The 22,895-nt window shown below is 63.0% G+C and carries 21 protein-coding genes, 1 tRNA gene and 1 pseudogene; 6 read left to right on the plus strand and 17 right to left on the minus strand.

Annotated elements, in window-relative coordinates:
* Both NHH73_21945 and NHH73_21950 read left to right on the plus strand, forming a co-directional pair.
* Positions 1–1,119, plus strand: a complete 1,119-nt coding sequence (locus NHH73_21945) for a nucleoside hydrolase (protein ID USX29676.1) — start codon at positions 1–3, stop codon at positions 1,117–1,119.
* Between the two features lie 89 nt (positions 1,120–1,208).
* Entirely contained in the window at positions 1,209–1,517 is a 309-nt protein-coding gene (locus tag NHH73_21950; protein ID USX25248.1) for a DUF1272 domain-containing protein, read from the plus strand.
* A gap of 18 nt (positions 1,518–1,535) precedes the next feature.
* On the opposite strand, the pseudogene NHH73_21955 reads toward NHH73_21950, so the two are convergent.
* From NHH73_21955 to NHH73_21965, 3 genes and pseudogenes are all read right to left on the minus strand, one after another.
* Positions 1,536–2,988: pseudogene (locus NHH73_21955) on the minus strand (LuxR C-terminal-related transcriptional regulator).
* A 45-nt stretch (positions 2,989–3,033) separates the two neighbouring features.
* Positions 3,034–3,813 (minus strand): SDR family oxidoreductase, encoded by a 780-nt coding sequence (locus NHH73_21960; GenBank protein USX25249.1) that lies wholly within the window; start codon positions 3,811–3,813, stop codon positions 3,034–3,036.
* Positions 3,810–4,136: a nuclear transport factor 2 family protein gene (locus tag NHH73_21965; GenBank protein ID USX25250.1), complete on the minus strand. Its 327-nt coding sequence runs from the start codon at positions 4,134–4,136 to the stop codon at positions 3,810–3,812. Before NHH73_21965 ends, NHH73_21960 begins: the two co-directional genes overlap by 4 nt.
* 103 nt (positions 4,137–4,239) lie before the next feature.
* On the opposite strand from NHH73_21965, the gene NHH73_21970 reads away from it, so the two are divergent.
* Positions 4,240–5,160, plus strand: coding sequence for a LysR family transcriptional regulator (locus tag NHH73_21970; protein USX25251.1), 921 nt, complete (start codon positions 4,240–4,242; stop codon positions 5,158–5,160).
* Positions 5,161–5,175: 15 nt separating this feature from the next.
* On the opposite strand, the gene NHH73_21975 is transcribed toward NHH73_21970, so the two are convergent.
* The 4 genes from NHH73_21975 to NHH73_21990 form a co-directional block, all read right to left on the minus strand.
* Positions 5,176–5,955 (minus strand): alpha/beta hydrolase, encoded by a 780-nt coding sequence (locus tag NHH73_21975; protein ID USX25252.1) that lies wholly within the window; start codon positions 5,953–5,955, stop codon positions 5,176–5,178.
* 143 nt (positions 5,956–6,098) lie between these two features.
* Positions 6,099–6,389, minus strand: a complete 291-nt coding sequence (locus NHH73_21980; protein ID USX25253.1) for a hypothetical protein — start codon at positions 6,387–6,389, stop codon at positions 6,099–6,101.
* A gap of 25 nt (positions 6,390–6,414) precedes the next feature.
* On the minus strand, positions 6,415–7,155 hold the full coding sequence (locus tag NHH73_21985) for a hypothetical protein (protein ID USX25254.1): 741 nt from the start codon (positions 7,153–7,155) through the stop codon (positions 6,415–6,417).
* An 88-nt stretch (positions 7,156–7,243) separates the two neighbouring features.
* Positions 7,244–8,407: an epoxide hydrolase 1 gene (locus NHH73_21990; protein USX25255.1), complete on the minus strand. Its 1,164-nt coding sequence runs from the start codon at positions 8,405–8,407 to the stop codon at positions 7,244–7,246.
* Between the two features lie 128 nt (positions 8,408–8,535).
* Between NHH73_21990 and NHH73_21995 the strand changes: the two genes are divergently transcribed.
* Complete coding sequence (locus NHH73_21995) at positions 8,536–9,183, plus strand: TetR/AcrR family transcriptional regulator (protein USX25256.1); 648 nt, start codon at positions 8,536–8,538, stop codon at positions 9,181–9,183.
* 51 nt (positions 9,184–9,234) lie between these two features.
* Here the strand turns inward: NHH73_21995 and NHH73_22000 are convergent, their stop codons facing one another.
* From NHH73_22000 to NHH73_22045, 10 genes are all read right to left on the minus strand, one after another.
* Positions 9,235–10,221, minus strand: coding sequence for a hydroxymethylglutaryl-CoA lyase (locus NHH73_22000; protein ID USX25257.1), 987 nt, complete (start codon positions 10,219–10,221; stop codon positions 9,235–9,237).
* Positions 10,218–11,429, minus strand: coding sequence for a CoA transferase (locus NHH73_22005; protein ID USX25258.1), 1,212 nt, complete (start codon positions 11,427–11,429; stop codon positions 10,218–10,220). Before NHH73_22005 ends, NHH73_22000 begins: the two co-directional genes overlap by 4 nt.
* Before the next feature lie 51 nt (positions 11,430–11,480).
* Positions 11,481–12,833 (minus strand): MFS transporter, encoded by a 1,353-nt coding sequence (locus NHH73_22010; protein ID USX25259.1) that lies wholly within the window; start codon positions 12,831–12,833, stop codon positions 11,481–11,483.
* Between the two features lie 192 nt (positions 12,834–13,025).
* Complete coding sequence (locus NHH73_22015) at positions 13,026–13,931, minus strand: LysR substrate-binding domain-containing protein (GenBank protein ID USX25260.1); 906 nt, start codon at positions 13,929–13,931, stop codon at positions 13,026–13,028.
* A gap of 107 nt (positions 13,932–14,038) precedes the next feature.
* Positions 14,039–14,500 (minus strand): hypothetical protein, encoded by a 462-nt coding sequence (locus tag NHH73_22020; GenBank protein USX25261.1) that lies wholly within the window; start codon positions 14,498–14,500, stop codon positions 14,039–14,041.
* A 57-nt stretch (positions 14,501–14,557) separates the two neighbouring features.
* Positions 14,558–14,647 (minus strand) — tRNA-Ser (locus NHH73_22025).
* Between the two features lie 71 nt (positions 14,648–14,718).
* Positions 14,719–16,803, minus strand: coding sequence for an EAL domain-containing protein (locus NHH73_22030; protein ID USX25262.1), 2,085 nt, complete (start codon positions 16,801–16,803; stop codon positions 14,719–14,721).
* 3 nt (positions 16,804–16,806) lie between these two features.
* Positions 16,807–17,973 carry an HDOD domain-containing protein gene (locus NHH73_22035; GenBank protein ID USX25263.1) on the minus strand — a complete coding sequence of 389 codons (1,167 nt, stop codon included), beginning with the start codon at positions 17,971–17,973 and terminating at the stop codon, positions 16,807–16,809.
* A gap of 276 nt (positions 17,974–18,249) precedes the next feature.
* Positions 18,250–18,867 (minus strand): response regulator transcription factor, encoded by a 618-nt coding sequence (locus NHH73_22040; protein ID USX25264.1) that lies wholly within the window; start codon positions 18,865–18,867, stop codon positions 18,250–18,252.
* 67 nt (positions 18,868–18,934) lie between these two features.
* Positions 18,935–20,296, minus strand: coding sequence for a cache domain-containing protein (locus NHH73_22045; GenBank protein USX25265.1), 1,362 nt, complete (start codon positions 20,294–20,296; stop codon positions 18,935–18,937).
* Positions 20,297–20,503: 207 nt separating this feature from the next.
* Between NHH73_22045 and NHH73_22050 the strand changes: the two genes are divergently transcribed.
* A complete protein-coding gene (locus NHH73_22050; protein USX25266.1) occupies positions 20,504–22,588 on the plus strand; it encodes a carbon starvation protein A in 2,085 nt (694 codons plus the stop codon).
* On the plus strand, positions 22,588–22,788 hold the full coding sequence (locus NHH73_22055; protein ID USX29677.1) for a YbdD/YjiX family protein: 201 nt from the start codon (positions 22,588–22,590) through the stop codon (positions 22,786–22,788). Before NHH73_22050 ends, NHH73_22055 begins: the two co-directional genes overlap by 1 nt.
* The last annotated feature ends 107 nt before the right edge of the window (positions 22,789–22,895 follow it).

Below are 22,895 nucleotides of genomic sequence, written 5' to 3' on the forward strand. Positions count from 1 at the left end.
ATGGCCTGCGCGCTGACGCTAATCTTCACGCAGCACGCCCTGGCGGCAGCGACCGCCGTCCCCAAGGTCATTATCGACAGCGATTTCGGCACCCTCAACGACGACGGCCAGCTGCTTGCCATCGCCGCCCAACTCCAGGCGCGCGGCCGCATCGAGGTACTCGGCCTGACGGTGGTCTCGGGGAACAAGTGGCTACGCCAGGAAGTGGGCGACGCACTGAAAGCCGTCGAACGCCTGGGCATCGAAAAGCAGGTCGGCGTCTACGCCGGCGCCAACCTCGCGCTGTCGCACGACCTGGCCACTATCCGCGAGGAGCAGCGACTGCACCCGGGCGGCGACGGCTACCTCGGCGCTTGGAACTGGCCGGAGCCAAAATCCGACACCGACGTCAAGGCGCCGCCCGACGGCCCCGCGCGACACGCCAAGGTACGCGACCAACACGCCGCCGACTTCATCGCTGACAGCGTGCGGCGTTACCCGGGACAGGTCACGATACTGGCCATTGGACCGCTGACCAACATCGCGCTGGCCGTGCGGCGCCACCCGGACATCGTGCCGCTGATCGGCCAGATCATCTACATGGGCGGCGCCTTCGACGTCGCCGGCAACACCACCGCGAAGGCGGAGTTCAACTGGTGGTTCGACCCGGAAGCCGCGCACGAAGTCTTGCGGCTACCGCTGCGCCACGTGATATTCCCGCTCGACGTCACCGACACCGTCCAAATCGACAAGCAGGTCTACGACCGCGTCGTCAACGGCGCGGCCAGGGACGGCATCATCGCCAAACTATTCAAGCAGCTCAACGGCTACGGCTACGACGGCAAAAACGGCTTCGAGACAAATCCCGCCTACCGCACCGACGTCTGGGACACGCTCACCCTCGCCTACCTGGTCGACCCGGCGTACGCCACGCGCTCCGTACGGCGCTGGGTCGACGTGGACACGACGGTTGGCGCCAACAACGGACGCTCGATCGGGTATGCGACGGCGCAGCCGGGGCTGCAACCTGCGACGGTGGTGCAGCGCTTAGACAACCGGCGCTTCTTCGATTTTTATGTGGATGGGCTGACAGCACCGGTTCCGGTATCCGCCGACGCGGCGCGGGGCAAAGCCGATTAAGGAGCGCGAAATTTAGCCTGACCTTTGGCGACTATCGGCACTATGATTGCTATACTTGCAAGTAGCACAGCCAACCAAAGGGAAGCCCCATGCTCCAACTTAGACCGACCTGTGAACATTGCGATAAATCCCTGCCGCCGCAAGCTGTGGACGCCCGGATCTGCAGCTACGAGTGCACCTTCTGCGCCGACTGCGTCGAGAACGTCGTCTCCAACGTCTGCCCCAACTGCGGCGGCGGTTTCACGCCAAGGCCGATCAGGCCATCGAAGAACTGGAAGAACAATAATTACCTGGGTAACGATCCGGCCAGGACCGAGATCAAGCACAAGCCGGTGGATGCGGCCACGCACGCCGCCTTCGCCGCTGAAATAAAAGCCATCCCGCCCGAGCAGCGATAAGCCCTGCGCTCCGGATGCTCACTCGGCGTGGATCAAGCCGAGGGTCAGCCCTTTGAGCGTGGCGGCGGTCCGGGTTGAACATTCGAGTTTGCGTAAAAATGCTCTCGACATGGGTGCCCACCGTGGAGGGGCTGATCTGCAGCTCGCGCGCCGCCTCCTTGTTGCTTTCCCCGAGACTGAGCCGGCGCAGCACCGCGATCTCCCGCTCCGATAACAGTTTCTTGCGGGGCCCGGCCGGTTCTCCCGCCTCGACGCTGGTTCCGTCGGCGGCCGCGATCACGAAGTTCACGGCCTGCATATCGAATCTCCCGGCGACCGCGTCCGCCGACAGGATACGCGCCGCCTCCTGAGGCGCGCATGCGGCGCGCCATGGACGCGGCATGCACAACGCCGCATATGCCGCTGCGGCGGCCAGTATCCGTTGCGGCATGTTGAGCGAATCGGCATCGAGGTCGCGGTAATAGCCGCTGCCGTCAAGCCGCTCGTAGACGTGGGAAGCGAGCGCCGCCTCCGCCCGCAGCGACTGAATCTGCACGCCCGCACGCGCCGTCCAGTACGGCACCAGACGCACCTTTTCCCAGTCCGCCATGCCGAGCTTGCCGGCGCGCTCCCACACGATGTTCGGCACCGCCGCGCGGCCGACGCCGTGGATGAGCGCCGCGCGGCCCAGACAGCGCTGCTGGGACGGCGACAGGCCGGCCAGTGCGCCCGCGCGTTCGGCAAGGTCGGCCACGCGGCGCGAGTAGCCCAGCAACCACGGCAATTTCAGCTCGATCGTATCGGCCACGATGGTCAGGGAAACCGGTTCGGCCAGCGCCGGAATCTCGGTCGGACACGCAGGCGCGTCGACCTCCTCCAGCCACGCCTCGGCATGCGCCGCCAGCAGGCGCACCAGGTCCGCCGGATACTTTTTGTCGGCGCGCGTGGCGATCAGCCGCAGCGCCTCGTCCACACCACGGGCGCGCGTCAGAAGCTCCAGATCCCCCGCCAGATTGGCGTGGTACACCAAGCGCGGAATCTGCGGCGCACACAGTCGATCAGGTATGCCGCCGCCGTCATAGTGCTCCCAGAAGCGGCGCAGTCCGATCTCCACCTCCTGCGGCAAGCCCATCACCTGTGCGATCGCGCCCGACACCTCGCAATGGATGCGCGCGAGCGGCTCCACGCTGGTAAAGGTCATTCGATTCTCGGGCGGGAGGGTCCCCAGCAGCATCGCGTCGCGCCCCGCGACATCGTCGCCGAGCAGCGCGGAGAAGCCGCTGGCGTTGGCCGTGCATCCCGACCAGCGCAGCAAGGTCACTAGCCGCACGTGGCCGCACGCCCCCGACTCGGCGCCGTCGGCCAGCGCCAGCCGCTCGGCCAGATGGGCCGAGCGGATCGATTGGTTGGTCGGCTGGCCCATGCTCAAGTCGCCGACCATGGCCAGCAGTTGGACGGCTTCCTCGACGGTGACGGTGTGGTCTTGTTGCATTTTTGTACTGTAGAGGAAAACCCTGTCCGGGGCAATCAGCTGCGTTTAAACGGTCGGCGTGGTCCCGCCATCGATGACGAATTCGGCGCCATGGACCGACGCCGCCAGCGGCGACAGCAGAAACGCCACCAGCTCCGCGACCTCGTTCGGCCTGCCGGGACGGCCGATCGGAATGCCGCCAAGGGACGCCATGAGTTCCTCCCGCGCCGCGTCCTCGCTGCCTTGCCTGTGCGTCGCCATCCGGCTGATCAAAGCTTGCGCAGCGCTCGTTTCAATAAAGCCGGGCGAGACGCTATTGACGCGAATCCCGCGCGGCCCGAATTCGTTGGCTAGCGATTTGCTGTAGTTGGCAAGGGCGGCCTTGGCGGCGGCGTACGCCACGGTCGATTCGAACAGCGGCAGCCGCCGCTGGATCGAGGTGATGTGGACGATGCCGCCAGCGCCCCGCTCCAGCATGGCCGGCAGGAAGGCGCGGTCGAGCCGCACCGCCGCCATCAGGTTGACCTGGAGCGCCGCGTCCCACATGGCGTCGGTCAGCGCCAGCGCGCCGCCGCTCGGCGCGGACGAGCCACCCACATTGTTCACGAGGAAATCGAGGTGGCCGAACTCGCGCTGGACGGCGTCGGCGACGTACGCGGCCCCTTCGGCACTCGATACGTCCGCTTCAAGGTAACGAACCCCGGCCAGCGGCTCCTGTGGCAAGTGGCGTGCGGGGGCGATGACTGTCGCGCCCTCCTCCACCAGTTTGCGAACGATGGCCTCGCCCATCCCCCTTGTGCCGCCGGTGACAAGTGCGTGCTTGCCTTCGAAGAGATAGCGGCTCATGGCTTGACCTCCAGCGACTGGATGCTGCCGGCGCGCAACTGGAAATCGAAGTTCAACGCGACCGGGCTGCCCGGGAAGCTGCCGCAGACGGTCGTTCGCAGAATGTGGCGGCCATCGGCTTCCTCCAGGTCGATCGGTTCTATCGTCGCGCTGTATTTTTCGCCGGATTCGGCCACCCACGCGACGATTTCTTCGCGGCCCCGATGCGTGTGGCCTTCGTCATGGACGGTGGCGTCCTCGTGGAAACACGCGGCGGCCCGTTGCGTATCCTGCGCATTGGCGGCCTCGACGTACTCGGTGATGGGTTGGGGTAGTTTGTTCATGTCATTCTCCTAAAGGTGTGAAGCCAGTGTATATTCGGGCATCATGAAGAAAAAGGAGGCCAATGGACATGCGCTATGAACCAACGGTTCGAAATAGGCCGCTATGAGTTCGCTTGATTTGATTCGACTGTTCCTAGCGGTGGCGGAGGATCGCAGCTTCACGCAGGCGGCCAGACGGCTGAACATCACGCCGACGGCGGTGAGCAAAGGTGTACGCGCGCTCGAGAAAAAGCACGGCGTGCCGCTGTTCGTCAGAACGACCCGCAGCGTGTCGCTGACGGATGCCGGAGGAGGCCTGCTGGCCGCGCTCAAGCCGGCGGTCGGGCAGATCGACGAGGCGTTCGACGAGTTGTCGCGGTTCCAGAGCCGCCCGTCCGGCCATTTGCGCCTGACCGCGCCGCGCGCCTTCGGATTTCTCGTCGCCCGCTTCCTGGTGCCGCGCATGCGCGCCGCCTACCCCGACATCACGTTCGATTTGTCGCTCGACGACGGCTTGGTGGACCTGGTGACGGCGGGCTATGACGCCGGCATCCGGCTGGGACAGGCGATCGCGCAGGACATGGTGGCCATTAAGCTGAGCCGGCCGCTAACGTGGTCGATTGTGTCGGCGCCGGGCTACTTCGAGCGCTCCGGCATCCCGCAGCGGCCACGCGACCTGCTGGCGCATCAAACGCTGCGGTATCGCTTCTCCACCTCCAGCCGCCTGCCGCCGTGGCGCCTGGCCGGCGACGACGGCGAACTGCTGCTCGACACCGACGCCGCGCTGACCGCCAACGATACGCAAATGCTTGCCGAGTGGGCACGCCAGGGCATGGGGATCGCCTACCTGCCCGACCTTGAAATCGACGAGGACGTGCGGCGCGGCCGCCTGGTGCGGGTACTGACGGAGTTCGTGCCGGATACATCCGGACTGTTCCTCTATTTCCCCATGCGCACCCAGAACCAGCCGAAGATGCGCGCGCTGATCGAGCAGGTGGCCCGGCTTGCCGACGAAGGCGCGCTGGATGTCAGCTGCGCCCGCTAGCCGCCGGCGGCCTGCTTACTTGGTCGCCGCGACGGCATCGAGAATCACCTTTGCTACCTCGGCCGGACGCGACTGCTGTGGCACGTGGCTGGCCGCCAGTTCGGTGGTCTTGGCGCCGATCTTCTTGGCCATCGCGTGCTGCAAGCCCGGATCGATCATGCGGTCGCGTGCGCTGACGATGAACCACGACGGCTTGCTCGTCCAGGCGGCGGCGGTGACCTTGTCGGCGAACGCCTTGGCCTGGATCGGGCCTTGGGTCGAGGTCATGATGGCGGCCTGGGCCGGCGTCACATCTTGGGCGAAGTCTTCGCGCATCGCCGCTTCCGGCAGGCTCAGGAAGCCTTCGCCGTCGGCGACGAAGCGCTTGGTGCCAGGGGCTGCGGGGTAGCCCTCGCCGGTCTCGGCGGTCGACTTGCCGGCGTCGGGCGCAAAGGCGGCGACGTACACCAGGCTGCGCACCTTGTCGTGCTGGCCAGCGTCGGTAATCACGGTTCCACCCCACGAATGGCCCACCAGCACCACCTTGCCCGGCTGGGCAGCGATCACGCGGCGCGTTGCGGCGACGTCGTCGGCCAGCGATGTCAGCGGATTCTGCACGGCGGTGACTTTGATGCCTTTGGCCTGCAGCAGCGGGATCACCTTGGCCCAGTCGGAACCGTCGGCGAAGGCGCCGTGCACAATGACGACGGAGGGCTTGGCGTTGGCATCGGTGGCGGCCGCGCTGACTTGCGGGGCGATCGTTGCGAAGGCGGTGGCGATGGCGAGCAGGCGCAGCGAGGTTTTGATGGTGGTCATGGCGTTCTCCGTTTGGTTTGTTGGGTAAGTGAAACCAGTGTAGGGAGAATGTTGGCCAGGCGGTATCGGGTGAATGGCCTATGCCGGCGTTTCACCGTCGCTTGCATCGGCGGATGCCATATTAAGGCGTGACGCCACCCATCTCAGAGCAGATCCTTCAATCGCTCGATGAGTTCCTCGATCTTCTTCAGAATGTGCTCGACTTCTTCCCGTCCATCAGGGGAAATGTGCTCGTCATCCAACCGGCTTTCGACTGTAGCTTGAAATGCAGCAAGTCGATCGATATCCTCTTTTATTTCTTGCTCGTGATGTTCGCGGATGTAATCCTTGATGTCGATCTGATGATCTTTGGTCACGCCCGAGATGCCCAGGGCTGCCTTCGCCGCCTCTTCCCACTCATCCAGTTTTTCAGTAATGTCATCCAAGAGATTCATGGTATTCCTTTAGCTGCAAAAGATATTAGACCACCGAATATTTCAAGTCGACGCGCTGACGCATCTCGATCAATTTGGACGCATACCATTTCATGGGCCGCAGCGGATCGACGAAACGTACGTTCGGCAACAAATTTTCGAAATGCCCTATTTCGTCGTGCGGGCACAGGCCCACGAACAAATCGCCGTCGTCAAATGACACCCCCCCTTTGTCGTGGGGCTGCCGCCACTCGCGCTCCCAGCGGAAATCGACTCGCCCTTGGGGCGCATTGGCGGCATACGGCGACTGGATTTTTTGACCGAACACCGACAACAGCGGCAGCAACTTCGCCGCCGCCGCCCCGTGCGTGGAAGTCAGGCTGAACAGCGCTTGTGCGACGTCATTCTTGTCGCCGGTTTCGTTGTTCAGATACATAACGGGCGACACGCTCTTTTTGAGCAAATTATTCTTCAGGAAGACCAGCCCATAAGGCTCCAGATTGATTTGCCGGTAGTTTATGTCGAGCAGGCAGTGGATTTCATCGAGCGGTGTTTCGGTGAAGCAGGTTGCGCCAAAATACTTCCGGCGATCTCCCTCGGGCATGTTGACGGTATGGCCGCCGTAGCGAATATCACTCACCTCCGCGCGGCCCGGTTTAACCATCTTCTCGCTAATAATTTTTTCCAATATCAGCCTCGCGGACGAGTCGCCGCTTTTCTTCGTCATGTGCACGAGAAATGGCGAGATGTCCCCACGGAAAAGCAAAATATCGTCGATCTTACGCATGGCATCCCGCTCTGTTGGCCGATGTGGAAACTATACAGATATCAGCACGACAGAAACTCTCCAATTTCCACAGCGCTCCCAAAAGTCATCAGGCCCGAGGCGGGAGCAATCTGAACGTGGCGCGCACCTCGGCAACAAAATCGGCCGGCCGTTCCATCGCCGCGAAATGTCCGCCCTGCTCCAGTTCGCTGAAATGGACCAGGTCGGCGAACCGGCGTTCGGCCCAGCGCCGCGATAATCGCAATTGCTCGCCCGGGAACATGCTGATCCCGGCCGGCGTTTGCATCGGAACGTTCGGCATTCCGCCGCGCTGCATGGACTGCATGCCTTCCCAGTACAGGCGAGCCGCGCTGGCGCCGGTGTTCGGCAGCCAGTACAGCATGATGTCATCGATCATCTTGTCCAACTGGAAGACGCTCTCGGCGTTGCCATCGCTGTCGGAGACGTCCTGGAACAGCGCGTAGATCCACGCCGCGAGTCCCACCGGCGAATCGGCCAAGGCGAAGCCGACCGACTGCGGCCTTGTGCTCTGCAGCTTGTAATAGCCCGAGAATTGCTGCTCGTAACGCGAGGCGTCGGCGAGCATCTTCTGCTCGTCCGGCGTCGCCTGCGCCCGTTCCGTTTCGGTGGGCTGGAACATCACCATGTTCAAATGAATGCCGACCAAACCCGGTGGCGCCTTGTAGCCCAACGTGGTCGTGACGGCTGCGCCCCAGTCGCCACCCTGCGCGGCCCAGCGGTCGTAGCCGAGGCGGCGCATCAATTCGATCCAAGCGTCGGCGGTGCGGTTGATGTCCCAGCCTGTGCTCGTCGGCTTGTCGGAAAAACCGAAACCCGGCAGCGACGGGATGATGACGTGGAAAGCGTCGGCCGCTTGTCCGCCGTGCGCCACCGGATCGGTCAACGGGCCGATCACATCGCGGAACTCCAGCACCGAACCGGGCCAGCCGTGCGTCAGCAACAGCGGCATGGCGTTCGGTTCCGGCGAACGCACATGGAGAAAGTGGATGTTCAAGCCGTCGATCTCGGTACGGAACTGGCCGAAGTCGTTCAATAAGGCCTCGCAGCGGCGCCAGTCGTAACCGTCCTGCCAGCGCGCGACCAATGCCTGGAGCTTGGCAAGGCGCGGCCCCTGGCTGTTGTCGGCGACGGTTTCGGCGTCCGGCCAGCGGGTGGCGGCGAGACGGCGGCGAAGGTCGTCGAGCTCGGCCTCAGGGATCGCCAGGTGAAAAGGATGGATGGCTGCGGACATGATGATTCCTCGTTGTGCTACGCTGCCGATCAGCGCAAGCGGGGTGGATGGATTAAACTGAACTGACAAGTCTAGTTTAACAGCTTGTTTCAATATTTGTATAGTTGGTTGTACTGAAAAGGATGGGCGTGGAAGAGGAAGTACAAGAAAAACGCGGGCGCGGCGGGCGGCCGCCGGCCGGTCGTGAGGGCGATGTTGAGCAACGGTTACTGGCTGCTGCGACGAAATTGTTCCTGGAACGGGGCTACGAAGGCACCAGTTGCGACCAGGTCGCCCTGGATGCGCGCGCCGGCAAGGCGAGCATCTACTCCCGCTTCGCCAACAAACAGGCGCTGTTCTCGGCGGTCGTCGACAACATGCTGGCGCGCTCGTTCGCGCAGGATGATGTCGAGATGGAGATGCCATTGCGCGAACGCTTGGCGGCAGTGGGCCTGCGCGTGTTGGCCGATGCGCTGCACCCGGATGCGGTGGCGTTATTGCGGCTGGTAGTGGCGGAGCTGCCGCGATTCGCCAATGGCGGGTTGCACGCCGACCAGCTTGTCTGGCGGGCGGGCGTGCGGCGGGTGGCGACAGCGATCGCTTTGGGGCAGCCTGACCGGGTCGACGACGCCATCGGCGCGGCCGAATATTTCATCGACATCGCGGTGATGCCTGCGGTGATGCGAGCCATGTTGGGCGAGTCGACGGAGCAACTACAGGCGTCTGGGCCGAAGCGAATTTCCGACGCTGTCGTGTCGCTGGCGGCTAACGGCTGGTTGGAAGGCTGGGGCAGGTAGGGCGGATCTGCGGAGCCGCTTGATGTACAAGTCCGCAGCCTGGTATTTGAGCTAAATGCTCCCGCGTCCCCTTTCATGCGCGCGTACTTTTATCATCTCGAAATCCTTTGGCGGTTGGTGCAAATCGAGCCGGCGTCCTGCCTTGACGACCTGGCTTGGGATATCGTGACCGATCAGCCCGGGCAGGCGTTTCGAGGCGGCGATCAGCGCCTGAAGATCGATACCGGTGTCATATTTCATCAGCTGCAAAGCGTGGACGATATCTTCCGTACACACATTACCCGAGGCGCCAGGCGCGTAGGGACAGCCACCAATACCGCCCAGTGAGGCGTCGAAACGGTCCGCCCCAGCGTCAATCCCGGCGAGCACATTTGCCAACCCCATGCCGCGGGTATTGTGAAAATGAAGGCTGAGTGCAATGCGAGGCCATGTCGCGCGAAAGCGCCGCGTGAGCGATGCCACCTGGCTTGGGTAAGCCATGCCGGTCGTGTCGCACAACGTGATACCCGTAGCGCCGGCCTCGCCCACAAAGCGCGCGCACCAGTCCATCACGACGTCCTCGGCCACCTCACCCTCGATAGGGCAACCAAAAGCACAGGACAGCGAGATATTGACGGCCAATGAGGCTGTCCTGGCGAGGCCTGCAACTTCGCTCAAGGCCGCAAACGACTGTTCCCGCGTCATCCTAAGATTCGACAGGTTGTGGCTTTCACTGGCCGACATGACGAGATTGAGTTCATCGACACTACTTTCGATGGCGCGCTCCGCGCCGCGCACGTTCGGCACCAGCGCGCTGTAAATCACGCCATGGACCCGCTCGATTCCCAGCATCACCTGCTGCGCGTCGCCCAGTGCGGGAATGGCTTTCGGTGACACGAACGCGGTGACTTCGATCTTGGCCATCCCGGTGCGGGAAAGGCTGTTGACCAGCGCGATTTTCTCGTCCGTGGGTACGAACACCGCTTCCGCTTGCAAACCGTCGCGTGTACCCACTTCCTGCAGGTAGATGCGGCGCCCTGCGCCGTTCCAGGCGCTCATGCCACCACTCCTTTGCCGCGCAAGACGGCGACATCCTGCTCGGTCAATCCAAGTTCCTGGAGTACGGCGTCGGTGTCCTCGCCGAGCCGCGGCGCCGCCGAGCGCACGCTTCCCGGCGTGCCGAGCAACTTGGGGACGATGCCCGGCACCTCAAGCTCATAACCGTCGCGCGTCGTCTGGGAAAGGATCATGTCGCGGGCGCGGTAGTGCGGATCCTCGGCAATATCCCTGGCGTCGTAGACTTTACCCGCCGGCACGCCAGCCTGCCCGAGCACGGCGAGCACGTCGGCGACCAAGCGCGTTGCCGTCCACGCACCAATGGCCGCATCGAGTTCGGCGACCCGGGCGACACGGCCGGCGTTGTTGGCCAGCGCCGGGTCGTCGGCCAGGTCGGCGCGGCCTATTTCGTGCATCAGACGCTTGAAGATGCTGTCGCCGTTGCCGGCGATGAGCACAAAGCCATCGCCGCAGCGATAGGCATTCGACGGTGCAATGCCAGGCAGGGCACTACCTGCCGCTTCACGCGTCACGCCGAAGGCACTGTATTCCGGAATCAGGCTCTCCATCACGTTGAACACCGCCTCATGCAAGGCCACGTCGATCACCTGCCCCATGCCGCCATTGACCTTGCGATGGTACAGCGCGGTCAGTATGCCGATGGTGCCGTGGAGCGCCGCAAGCGTGTCACCGATGGAGATGCCGCAGCGTACCGGAACCCGATCCGGTTCCCCGGTCAGGTGGCGCAGCCCGCCGAGGGCTTCCCCGATGGCGCCGAAGCCGGGCAAATCACGGTAAGGACCGGTCTGGCCGTAGCCGGAAATGCGCAGCATGACAAGGCCCGGATTGAGCGCGGACAACGCTTCCCAGCCCATGCCCCAGGCCTCCAGCGTACCGGGCCGGAAATTTTCAATCAGCACATCGGCTTCGGCAATTAACTTGCGAGCGATGTCCTGGCCTTCGGCGCTGCGCAAGTCGAGCGCAACCGAACGTTTATTACGCGATTGAACCTGCCACCATACCGACGTGCCCTCCTTGATCATGCGCCAGTTACGCAGTGGATCGCCAGCGCCGGGCGCCTCGATCTTGATCACGTCGGCGCCAAATTCGCCCAGCGTCTTGCCGGCGAACGGGCCGGCGATCAACTGCCCCATTTCAATCACGCGAACCCCTCGCAACGCACCCGCAGGGATAGCTAGTTCTTTATTCATGACAGACCTCTCATCCTATTTGTGAAAAGGCGCCGCGGCGCCCGCAGTGGTTCAGGCAGTGCGCCGGTCCAGCGGCGCTTCCTTTTCGCGCAGTTTTTCGGGCAATGCAAACATCAACACGGCCACGCAGGCAAGACACAGGCAGCCGATCACGTACAAGGCGGGCGTGGTACTGCCGGTGACGTCCTTGATCCGGCCCACAAGCACCGGACTGACAATGCCGCCCAGTTGGCCCAGGGTATTGATCAACGCGATACCGCCTGCCGCGCCGACGCCGGTCACGATTTTCGGCGGCAGCGCCCAGAAAGCCGGGATTGATGCAATCACACCCGCTCCCATGACCGCCAGCGAGACAATCAACCAGCCGGTGTGCTTGTCGAAGATGCCGGCGCTGAAAAAACCGCCTGCCGCGAGCAGCATCAGGCCAATGACAAATTTGCGCCGTTCGCCGGAACCGTCCGACATGCGACCGACCACCACCATGGTGATCGCACCGCAGAGATACGGGATCGCCGTCAGCAAGCCGATGGTCGTCGGGTTGGTAATGCCAGAGGTGCGAATCAAATGCGGCGCCCAAAAATTGAGTCCGTAGGAACTCATCTGAATCAGGAAGTACACCAGGCCGAGAGTCAAAAACCCCGGGGTTTTCAACGCGCCGAGCAATGAATGGCCATGGCCGCCGATCGAGCGGTTCTGTTCGGCGATGCGCGCCGACAGCACTGTCTGCTCCTCACGGGTAAGCCAGCCAGCATCCTCGATCCGGTCCTTCAACACCCTGAAAACCAGATAGCCGAGAAACACGCACGGAATGCCGCCGACCAGGAACAACCAGTGCCAGCCGCGCATCGCCAGCAAACCATCCATATGCGACAGCACCAGCCCTGCGGCGGGCGCACCAAGCAAGCCGGCGAAAGCCGATGCAAGGAACAGCGTCGAGGTGATGCGGCCGCGGTAGGCGGATGGAAACCAGAGCGTCAGGTAGTACAGCACGCCTGGCGCAAAGCCAGCCTCCATCGCGCCGATCAGGAAGCGCAATACATAAAATTGCCACTCGGCGTCGACAAACGCCATCAGTGCGGTGGCGATCCCCCACGACACCATGATCCGGGCAATCCAGCGCCTGGCCCCGACCTTGTAGAGCATCAGATTGCTGGGCACCTCAAACAGGACATAGCCGACCACGAACAGGCCGGCGCCGAAACCGTAAGCGGTATCGCTCAGGCCGAGATCGGTTTGCAGTGCGAACTTGGCAAAGCTGACGTTGATGCGATCGAAAAAGGCGAACAGGTAGCAAACCATGATGAGCGGCATGATGTGCCAGGCCACCTTGCGCACGATGCGCGCCTCCTCGATTGCCGAGGAGGAAACCGCTGATCCAATGGGAATAGTTGATGACTTCGACATGCGTGTCTCCTGCTGATGAGTGTCTTAGCGACCGCACCTGTATGTCCAGGTGTCGGCGCCACGTTGTGACATGCGCTCTTCATGGCGCATAGGGGCATTCTGTTCCCCTTTTTTTGTTCGCAGAAGCCAAAAGGAAAGAAGCCAGCTTTCGCGAACCGCGAAAGCTGGCCGGGATAGCGCATGCCGATGGGTTTATGCGGGCATGGTCGCCAGCGCGAGGTGGTCGAGCAGCAGCCGCACGTGACGTGACACCGCCTTGGGATTGCGCAGGCCAATCAACAAACTGCGCTCGGCCCAAGGATCGCTCAACGAAATTTGCCGCAGATTGAGCGACCCGATCAGTTCTTTGACCGCTTCGGCCGGCAACACCGCGATGCCCATCCCGGCTGCCACCATTTTGCACATCGCATCAAAGCTGCGCACCCGGATGCGCAGCTTGAGTTTGCGTCCAAGTACCTCGGTTTCCTCTTGCAATCGCCGCGCGAGGGAAGTGCCTTCGGAAAGGCTAACGAAGTCGTACTCCAGTACCTCGTTGAAGCTAAGCGAGGGCTGGTGGGCCAAGACGTGCCACTCGGGCACGACCAGCACCAGGCGATCCTTTTTGTAATTGACCAGGTGCAGACCAAACGCTGGCGTCCGGTCCGCAAAAATACCAAGGTCTGCCCGGCCATCGATGACCGCCATGACGATTTCGCTGCTGTCTTTCTCTTCGAATTCGATCCTGATTCCAGGATTGGCGGATGTAAAGGCTGCAAGGTCGTTGGGTAAAAACTGCGTCACGGCGGAGGTATTCGCCCACAAGCGCACGACGCCGACCAGGCCGGAGGCGTAATCCGACAGATCGGCCGCCAGCGAGTCGACATCTCGCAATATGAGTTGCGCATGGCGATAGAGCGCCTGCCCGGCAGCGGTCAGAATAACGCCGCGTGAATGTCGTTCAAGGAGGGCCGTACCGGTCATCGCCTCCAGGTCGGACATGCGTTTGCTTGCCGCGCCGACGGCAAGGTTAGCCAGCGCGCCACCTTTGCTAATGCTGCCAGTGCGCGCAACGTGGGAGAACAAGGACAAGGAGACCAGGTCGAGGCGGTGGAGGTTCATCGGGTGTCGACTTCTTTCGTCCAGATCGTCCTCTGATTGGAATTTGTGCCGGTCATTTCTACCAAAAGGTTAAGAGACCTCCCGATAATAGGCGAAATCAATTACTTTTAGTGAACTGCGGGGCCGACGATCGGCGCTGTTTGCGACAATGCGGCTGCGTGCACCTTCGGGACTGCGTTGTTGAGGACGAAGGTCATAATTGTGATCGTCACTGCGGCAACCCCGACTACCGTGCCAACAATCCACTTGGTCATATCCGCGAAGCCTTTTTGTACTTCTCCACGTAGTTCGGCAAACTTGACATCAACCCCAGAGAACTGGACATTCACCTCAGCAAACTGGGCGTCAACACCTGAGAACTTTCCATCAATCCTGACTTCCAAGGTCGCGATACGACCATCCATCTTGGTGTCGACGGTTCCAAGTCTTGCGTCCAGTATTTCTTTGCTGACGGCGTCCATACAACCATGATCGAACGGTTCATCACCCGTGTCAAGCGCCGCAGGCCCCGCTTTGATGTAGCGCACGAGCGCCAGTCGCGAATCGATAAATGGGGGAAATGACCGCATCACTTTTCGAGAAACAGCAACAAAAAAAACCGGCCTCGGCCGGTTTGATTTATTTTTTGGCGGAAGCGGTGAGATTCGAACTCACGAACGGCTCACACCGTCGGCAGTTTTCAAGACTGCTGCCTTCAACCACTCGGCCACGCTTCCTATGGGGCAGCATTATACAGAATTCAACCCATCCATGGGCAAATCGCGCTTTGCCGCACCCTGGACAAGCATCAAGCAGCCCTGCTGGCCTGCCCCGGCGTCCAGTTCTCGCGCAGCGCCAGCTCGAACGCCGCAGCCTCCAGCGGCTGCGAGAACAGATACCCCTGCACCTCGTCACAGCCGGAATTCTTCAAAAACGCCAACTGCTCCACCGTTTCCACACCCTCGGCGATCACCTTGTGTTTCAGCTGCTGCGCGATACTGATAATCGTATTCGCAATCGCGCAATCGTTCGCGTCGCTCGGTATGCCGATCGTAAACGACCGGTCGATCTTCAGGGTGTCGATCGGGAACCGCTTCAGATACGACAGACTCGAATACCCGGTCCCGAAATCGTCCAGCGACAACGTCACGCCCAGCGCGGTGATCCGGTCCATGATGCCGATCACGCGGTCGATGTTGTGCATCAGCGTGCTCTCGGTGATCTCCAGTTCCAGCCACGACGGCTCCAGCCCGTACCGGTTGAGCGTATCCATCACCCGCCCCGGCAGCGAAGCCGTAAACTCGCGCGCCGAGACGTTGACCGCCAGCCGGATCGGCGGCAAGCCGGCATCCTTCCACAATTTCGCCTGCGAACAGGCCGCCTCCAGCACCCACTCGCCGACCTGCACCACCAGCCCGGTCGCCTCGGCCAGCGGGATGAACTCGGCCGGCGGAACCAGGCCGCGCTGCGGATGGCGCCAGCGCACCAGCGCCTCGGCGCCGATGATCTTGCCGGTATCGATGGAGAACTTGGGCTGGTAGTGCAGCAGCAGCTCGCCGTTGCCGAGCGCGTAGCGCAGCCCGGTTTCGATGCGCATGCGCTCCTGCATGCCCTGGTTCATGTCCTGGCTGTAGAAGGCGACGTGGTCGCCGTTGACGCCGCCCTCCTGCTTGGCGCGGTACATGGCGATGTCGGCCAGCCGCAGCAGGGTTTCGGCGTCATCGCCATCTTGCGGATAAACGCTGATGCCGATGCTGCCGCCGACCCGCAAATCGTGGCCGTCGATCATGATCGGGCTGTTGAGCGTGGCCAGCAGCTTTTGCGCGACCATGCTTGCTTCAAAGTGCTGGCCGAGGTCGAACAGGCCGATGGCGAATTCGTCGCCGCCCAGCCGCGCCACCAGGTCCTGGTCGCGCAGCACCGTGCGGAAGCGGCGCGCCACTTCGCACAGCAACGCGTCGCCGACCTTGCGCCCGAGCGTGTCGTTGATCATCTTGAAGCGGTTGAGGTCGATGAACAGGACGCAGCCTTGCAGCTTGCCGCGCTGCGCCACCATCAGCGCCTGGTCGACCAGCTTGGTCAGCAGGGTGCGGTTCGGCAGGTTGGTCAGCGCGTCGTAGTACGCGAGGTGGTGGATGCGCTCTTCGGCCAGCTTGCGCTCGGTGATGTCGGTGAGGTAGGCGATCAGGCCCATCGATCGCTTGTTGAAGTCGCACAGCGGCGACAGCGAGAGGCTGGCCCAGAACACCTCGCCCGATTTTTTCTTGCGCCGCACTTCCATCAGCCGCCCGCCCTGCTCCAGGAACGGATCGTGGGCGTCGATGTCTTCCTCGTCGTACAGGAACAGGATGTTGCGCCCCACCGCTTCCACCGAGGTGTAGCCGAACAGCCGCTCCGCGCCCTTGTTCCAGCTGAGGATGAAGCCGTTCATGTCCATCGTCACCACCGATTCGTGGATGTGGTCGAGGATCTGCGCCTGGTGCTGCAGTTGCGATTCGACCTGCACGTAGGCGTGGGTGCTGCGCTGCGCCAGCGAGTGCACTTGCAGCACGCTGCCGGCCAGGGTGGCGAGGCTGGCCAGGTGCTGGCGGTCGGCGTCGCTGTAGCCGAGCCGTCCGGAGACGATGAAGCGGCCGAAATACCGGTCCTCGAACCAGATGTCCTGCGTCAGGCTGGGGACGGCGGCGTCGTTGGCGGCGACGATTTCTTCCACCGGCGGCGCGACCAGCAGCGAGACGGCGTCGGCCGGCAGGTATTCGCCCAGCGGGCTGTTGGTGACGCTGCGCACGATCCGCCCCAGTTCCTCGGCCATGGCGCTGCCGCGCAGGCGCAGCACGGCGTCGCAGACGGCGGCGCTGTGGTTGAGGAAGTCGGAGACGGGATGGTCGGCCATGGCTTACAGATTCCTGCTGACCTGGATGGCCCAGTGGTACGCCTGCAGTTGCGCTTGCCAGTAGGTGTCGGCGCCGATGCCGGCCTTGTCGAGCGCGGCGCGGTCGTGGCGTTCGACCAGGCTGAGCAGTTCGCCCAGCGGGCCGCCGCGGTCCAGCAGCGCCATGACGACATCCAAGTCCAGGCTGAGCGCGGCGACGATTTCCGTCATCGACATGCCCAGCAGCACATCGAGCAGCGAGAACACGCCGGCGACAAAGGCCATGTCCTGCTGGTCGCGGTCCCAGCCGAGCGATTTGCTGAGCGCTTCCATGTGGGCCGCGCGCACCGCCGCCAGCGGCAGCAGCGGATTGGCCAGGCCGTCGTCCTGCTGCCGCGCGTAGAGCAGCAATTGCAGCCAGCGTTGCAGCTGGCGCCGCCCCAGCACGTTGATCGCCTGGCCGAAACTGTGGATCGGCGAACTGAGCGCGAAGGCGGCCGAGTTGACCAGTTTTAACAGGTGGTAGGACAGCGCCGGGTCTTGCTTGAGCAGCACTTCGAGCTCGCGCGAATCGGCGTCGCGCGCCAGCATGCCGAGCAGCGCCAGCAGACGCTTGCGCGAGGTGCCGTCGCCGGCGCTCTCTTGCGACGGGTGCAGCGCGTAGTCGCCGCTGAACCAGTGGAAGCCGGCGTGCGCGCATTCGGCGATGCGCAGCTCGCTGTGCATATTGGCGGCGAGGTGCGGACCGGGCTGGCCGATCAACGCGATCACCGGCGGCAACGCGATCGAGGCGTCCACCATCAACGCCGTGGCGCCGCACAAGGTGGCGGTGGAGCCGGCGGTGACGCCTTCGATCATGATGCGGTAGCCGGCGTCGGCGATGGCGGCGAGTTTCTTTTGCACCGGCACGTCGGCGCAGGGCGCCGCCGGCACGCGCAGGATCACGCGGCTGGACGGCAAGGTCGAGAGTTGTGACAGTTCCAGCGAGGCCGGATCGGGCACCGGCACGATGCAGTCGAGCGGCGCCAGCGCGGCGAAGGCGTCGGGGGTTCTGAACAAGGTCAGCGTGGACTGGAAGGCGTCGCCCGCGTCGGCGGACAATTCGAAACTCAGCGCCACCCACTCGTTGCGAGCGTTGGACACCGCTTGGAATTCCACCAGGGGGAACGGACTAGTATCTGGCGCGGACATCAATTTCTCATCGAAGGTGGTGCGCGCAGCGATCGTTCAACAATGACGGGGCAAGCAAATACCATGGGGCAGTAGAGTAATTTGCAATATGACCAGTATCGGAACAACTGACTGCACACAAAAACATTTTTCTTTTTACACAATTGCAATTTTCTAAGCACTTAGAATATATCAGATATTGCCGGACAAACACGGAATATTAGAAATTGCTCAACAGTATTAGAGCATCGACTCGATTTTGTTGCATCCAAACAAAGAATCATGGTGAAAGTGATGTCATTGCGCGTGCTGGACGGCGAAACGGATCAATTCGGCCTGCCCTTCGATGCCCAGCTTGCGCTTGATGTTCAGCCGGTGGGTTTCGACGGTGCGCACGCTGAGGTCGAGCGCGCGGGCGATCTGCTTGTTCGATTCGCCGTTGGCGATGTGGCGCAACACCTCGTGTTCGCGCGAGGTCAGCTGGTTGTCCTGGTTCTGCGGCTGCGCCAGCTGGCGCGCCAGCGCGGCGCTGTAATAAATGCCGCCGGACATGACGGTCTCGATGGCGACGACAATGTCCTTGCCGGGCGCGTCCTTGAGCACGTAGCCGCGCGCGCCCGCCTGGATCGCCTGCGACACATATTCCAGCTTGTCGTGCATCGACAGGATCAGCACGGCAATGCGCGGGAACGCCTGCTTGAACTGGGCGGTCGCCTCGATGCCGTTGGTGCCGCGCATATTGATATCCATCAGCACCAGGTCGACCGTGCACTGGGCCGCCTGCTCCAGCGCCTCGGCCGCGCCGCCGGCCTCGGCCACCACCTCGAACTGCGGCATCGCCTCAAGCCGCGCGCGCAGGCCGTCGCGCACCAGGGGGTGGTCGTCGACCAGCAGGATTTTGATTGTAGAGGTCATGGCGTGCTTCTTCCCGGTACTATTTTAATGCTGCGATGATTCATATTAGCCGTTGTCGTGGCTTTGTTCAGCTATTGTTGGCGGCGTAGGCGCTCAGCACCGTGCCGTCCGACGAGGAGACGATCTCGAAACGCCCGCCGATGGCGTCCATGCGCTCCATCATGTTGCGCAGACCGATGCCGTGCTTGGGATGCAGCGCGATGCCCTCGGCGTCGAAGCCGACGCCGTCGTCGCTGATGCGCAAGTTCACGCCCTTGCCGTCGCCGGTCAGGCCGATCTCGATGGCGCTGGCGCCGGCGTGGCGCTCGATGTTGGTCAGCGCCTCCTGGGCGATGCGGAACAGCACGGTGTTGGCGACGTCGGCCAAGCCGTCGGTGATGCCGCTGGCCTCGAAGCGTACCGGCGTGCCGCTGCTGAGCGTGTATTCCTGCCCCAGATGGTGCAGCGCCGCCGCCAGCCCCAAATCGTCGAGGATGGCCGGGCGCAGATTGTGCGAGATGCGCCGCACCTCGCCCATCACATTGCTCAGCTGCCCCGCCGCGTGCTCGAACACCGCGTGCGCGGCCTGCCGCTGCTCCGGCTTGTCCGACGACAACCGGATCATCCCCGCCTCGATCTGCAATTTGATCGACACCAGCCACTGGCTGATACCGTCGTGTAAGTCGCGCGAGAGCCGCGCCCGCTCCTCCTCCTGCGATTCGACCACCCGCTGCGCCAGCACCTTGAGCTTGGCGTCGGCGACGCGGAACTCGCTGATGTTAAGCGCCAGCCCGCTGCTGGCCACCGTCACCGAGGCGGCGATGGCGATGGCGGCGATCCACAGCATGGTGTTGTGGATGTTGCCCGATTGTTGGATGTCGATCTTGGCCAGCGCGCGGTCGACGTCGTCGAGATAGATGCCGGTGCCCATCATCCAGCCCCAGTTCGGCATCGCGATCACGTAGCCGAGCTTGGCGACCGGCTTGCGGGTCGACGGCTTGATCCACATGTAGCGCTCCAGCCCGCCTCCGGCCTTGGCCCGTTGCAGCAGGTTCTGGATCGTCGGCCGCCCCAGCGCGTCGCGCAGCTCGAACAAATTCTTGCCCACCAGCTCGGGCTGGCGCGGATGCATCAGGGTGTTGCCGTTCATATCGTACAGAAAGAAATAACCGTCGTCGCCGTAGCTCAGCGACGACAGGATGCGCTTGGCCTCCTCCAGGGTCGCCGGATCGTTGCGGCCGGAATGATACAGGTGCGAGATCGAATGCGAAGCCAGCGCGACATAATGCTTGAGCTCGGCCTCCTTGCTGCTGAGATACGCTTGCTGGATGGTGTCGCGCTGCTGCTGCGCCAGCAACACCGACTGGTGCCGTACCGCCAGCGCGATCGCGCACAGCGCCAGGATCAGCGGCGTGATGGCCAGGAATATGACTTTTTGCCGCAACTTCATGAGAGACCGCCCATCCAATTATCCGAACCTCGCGATTTTACGCCCCCGCGCGCACCCGGCCGTACGTAGTACTACTTAACGCGCCTGCGTAGTGCTGCGCTTGCGCCGATTATCAGCTTCGTGAATACTCGCCATAAGCTGCCACGATGCCGGATTAACAAGGCCAAGGCAGCATCAGACGAAGTTCGGAATTACCTTGGAGGAAGCATGAAATCACTACCCACTCGTACACCCCAGACCCTGGCCAGCAAGCTCGGCTGGGCGGCGCTGGCCCTGTGCGGCGCCGCCGCGCTGGGCGTGGTGGCGCTCAAGCGCGGCGAGTCCGTCAGCGCGATCTGGATCGTCATCGCCGCCGTCTGCGTCTATCTGATCGCCTACCGCTATTACAGCCTGTACATCGCCGACAAGGTGCTGGGGCTCGACGACAAGCGCATGACGCCGGCCGCCAAGCTGAACGACGGCCTCGACTACGTGCCGACCAATAAATACGTGCTGTTCGGCCACCACTTCGCCGCCATCGCCGGCGCCGGTCCGCTGGTCGGCCCGGTGCTGGCCGCGCAGATGGGCTATCTGCCCGGCATGCTGTGGATCCTGGCCGGCGTGGTGTTCGCCGGCGCCGTGCAGGATTTCATCGTGCTGTTCATCTCGATGCGGCGCGACGGCCGCTCGCTGGGCGACCTGATCAAATCCGAGCTGGGCCAGATCCCCGGCATGATCGCGCTGTTGGGAACCTTCATGATCATGGTCATCATCCTGGCGGTGCTGGCGCTGATCGTGGTCAAGGCGCTGACCGGCTCGCCGTGGGGCAGCTTCACCGTCATGATGACGATCCCGATCGCGCTGTTCATGGGCGTGTATTCGCGCTACATCCGCGTCGGCCGCATCGGCGAGGTGTCGATCATCGGCTTCGTGCTGCTGATGGCGGCCATCTTCGGCGGCCAGTACGTGCAGGAAAATCCGGCGCTGGCGCCGATGTTCAACTTCACCGGCACCGAGCTGACCTGGATGCTGATCGGCTACGGCTTCGTCGCCTCGGTGCTGCCGGTGTGGCTGCTGCTGGCGCCGCGCGACTACCTGTCGACCTTCCTCAAGATCGGTACCATCGTCGGCCTGGCGCTGGGCATCCTGTTTGTCGCGCCCTACCTGAAAATGCCGGCGTTCACCCAATTCATCGACGGCACCGGCCCGGTGTGGTCGGGCTCGATGTTCCCCTTCCTGTTCATCACCATCGCCTGCGGCGCCGTGTCCGGCTTCCACGCGCTGATCTCGTCGGGCACCACGCCCAAGATGATCGAGAATGAAAGCCACGCCCGCTTCATCGGCTACGGCGCCATGCTGATGGAATCGTTCGTCGCCATCATGGCGCTGGTGGCCGCCTCGACCATCGAGCCGGGCATCTACTTCGCCATGAACTCTCCGGCCGCGCTGATCGGCACCACGGCCGAGTCCGCCGCTCACGCGATCTCGCAGTGGGGCTTTTATGTCACGCCGGAAATGCTGACCCAGACCGCCAAGGATGTCGGCGAGCACAGCATCATCTCGCGCGCCGGCGGCGCCCCGACCCTGGCGGTGGGCATGGCCCACATCCTGTCGAACGTCATCGGCGGCCAGGCCATGATGGCCTTCTGGTACCACTTCGCCATCCTGTTCGAGGCGCTGTTCATCCTCACCGCCGTCGACGCCGGCACCCGCGCCGGCCGCTTCATGCTGCAGGATTTGCTGGGCGCCTTCCTGCCGTCGATGAAAAAGACCGAGAACGTGTTCGCCAACCTGACCGCGACCGCGCTGTGCGTGGCGGCCTGGGGCTACTTCCTGTACCAGGGCGTGGTCGATCCGCTGGGCGGCATCAACACCTTGTGGCCGCTGTTCGGCATCGCCAACCAGATGCTGGCGGCGATCGCGCTGATGCTGGGCACCTGCGTGCTGTTCAAGATGAAGCGCGGCAAGTTCGCCTGGGTCACCATCGTGCCGACCATCTGGCTGCTGCTGTGCACCCTGACGGCCGGCTGGCAGAAGATCTTCGACGCCAATCCGAAAATCGGTTTCCTGTCGCACGCGGCCAAGTACCAGGCCGCACTTGACGAAGGCAAGCTGCTGGCGCCGGCCAAGTCGGTGGCGCAGATGCACCAGATCGTGTTCAACGATTACCTGGACGCGTCGCTGGCCGGATTCTTCGTCATCGTCGTGCTCAGCGTGCTGGTGTTCGGCATCCGCACCGTGATGGTCGCGCGCGCCAACAGCAAGCCGACCGCCATGGAAAGCCCGATGGTGCTGGCGCCCAAGGTGCAATGATGTTGGGCGACATCGCCAAGGCGGGCCGCTATCTCGGGCAAAGCATGCGCCTGATGATGGGCCTGCCGGACTACGACACCTATGTCAGCCATCGCGAAGCCACCCATCCCGATGAGCCGATGATGACGTACGAGGAATTCTTCCGCGAGCGCCAGGAGGCGCGCTACGGCGGCGCCGGCAAGCGCGGCGGTTGTTGTTGATGGCTTGAGTGGCAAAGGCCGGTTCCCACGAACCGGCCTTTTTTTTCGCCGGTCGCACGCTTTTTTTACACTTTTTGCGGAACTTTTGATCTAGCTCATCTGTCGAA

Source organism: Oxalobacteraceae bacterium OTU3CINTB1 (genome assembly GCA_024123955.1).
Taxonomy (GTDB): Bacteria; Pseudomonadota; Gammaproteobacteria; order Burkholderiales; family Burkholderiaceae_D; genus Rugamonas.

What these genes read in the sequence shown, in the direction of transcription:
- NHH73_22040 (USX25264.1), bottom strand. Translation starts at nt 18,867, where the DNA reads ATGACCTCTACAATCAAAATCCTGCTGGTCGACGACCACCCCCTGGTG.
- NHH73_21980 (USX25253.1), bottom strand. Translation starts at nt 6,389, where the DNA reads ATGAATCTCTTGGATGACATTACTGAAAAACTGGATGAGTGGGAAGAG.
- NHH73_21975 (USX25252.1), bottom strand. Translation starts at nt 5,955, where the DNA reads ATGACCACCATCAAAACCTCGCTGCGCCTGCTCGCCATCGCCACCGCC.
- NHH73_22030 (USX25262.1), bottom strand. Translation starts at nt 16,803, where the DNA reads ATGGCCGACCATCCCGTCTCCGACTTCCTCAACCACAGCGCCGCCGTC.
- NHH73_21960 (USX25249.1), bottom strand. Translation starts at nt 3,813, where the DNA reads ATGAGCCGCTATCTCTTCGAAGGCAAGCACGCACTTGTCACCGGCGGC.
- NHH73_21950 (USX25248.1), top strand. Translation starts at nt 1,209, where the DNA reads ATGCTCCAACTTAGACCGACCTGTGAACATTGCGATAAATCCCTGCCG.
- NHH73_21985 (USX25254.1), bottom strand. Translation starts at nt 7,155, where the DNA reads ATGCGTAAGATCGACGATATTTTGCTTTTCCGTGGGGACATCTCGCCA.
- NHH73_21965 (USX25250.1), bottom strand. Translation starts at nt 4,136, where the DNA reads ATGAACAAACTACCCCAACCCATCACCGAGTACGTCGAGGCCGCCAAT.
- NHH73_22015 (USX25260.1), bottom strand. Translation starts at nt 13,931, where the DNA reads ATGAACCTCCACCGCCTCGACCTGGTCTCCTTGTCCTTGTTCTCCCAC.
- NHH73_22050 (USX25266.1), top strand. Translation starts at nt 20,504, where the DNA reads ATGAAATCACTACCCACTCGTACACCCCAGACCCTGGCCAGCAAGCTC.
- NHH73_21970 (USX25251.1), top strand. Translation starts at nt 4,240, where the DNA reads ATGAGTTCGCTTGATTTGATTCGACTGTTCCTAGCGGTGGCGGAGGAT.
- NHH73_22010 (USX25259.1), bottom strand. Translation starts at nt 12,833, where the DNA reads ATGTCGAAGTCATCAACTATTCCCATTGGATCAGCGGTTTCCTCCTCG.
- NHH73_22005 (USX25258.1), bottom strand. Translation starts at nt 11,429, where the DNA reads ATGAATAAAGAACTAGCTATCCCTGCGGGTGCGTTGCGAGGGGTTCGC.
- NHH73_22035 (USX25263.1), bottom strand. Translation starts at nt 17,973, where the DNA reads ATGTCCGCGCCAGATACTAGTCCGTTCCCCCTGGTGGAATTCCAAGCG.
- NHH73_22055 (USX29677.1), top strand. Translation starts at nt 22,588, where the DNA reads ATGTTGGGCGACATCGCCAAGGCGGGCCGCTATCTCGGGCAAAGCATG.
- NHH73_22000 (USX25257.1), bottom strand. Translation starts at nt 10,221, where the DNA reads ATGAGCGCCTGGAACGGCGCAGGGCGCCGCATCTACCTGCAGGAAGTG.
- NHH73_21945 (USX29676.1), top strand. Translation starts at nt 1, where the DNA reads ATGGCCTGCGCGCTGACGCTAATCTTCACGCAGCACGCCCTGGCGGCA.
- NHH73_22020 (USX25261.1), bottom strand. Translation starts at nt 14,500, where the DNA reads ATGCGGTCATTTCCCCCATTTATCGATTCGCGACTGGCGCTCGTGCGC.
- NHH73_21990 (USX25255.1), bottom strand. Translation starts at nt 8,407, where the DNA reads ATGTCCGCAGCCATCCATCCTTTTCACCTGGCGATCCCTGAGGCCGAG.
- NHH73_22045 (USX25265.1), bottom strand. Translation starts at nt 20,296, where the DNA reads ATGAAGTTGCGGCAAAAAGTCATATTCCTGGCCATCACGCCGCTGATC.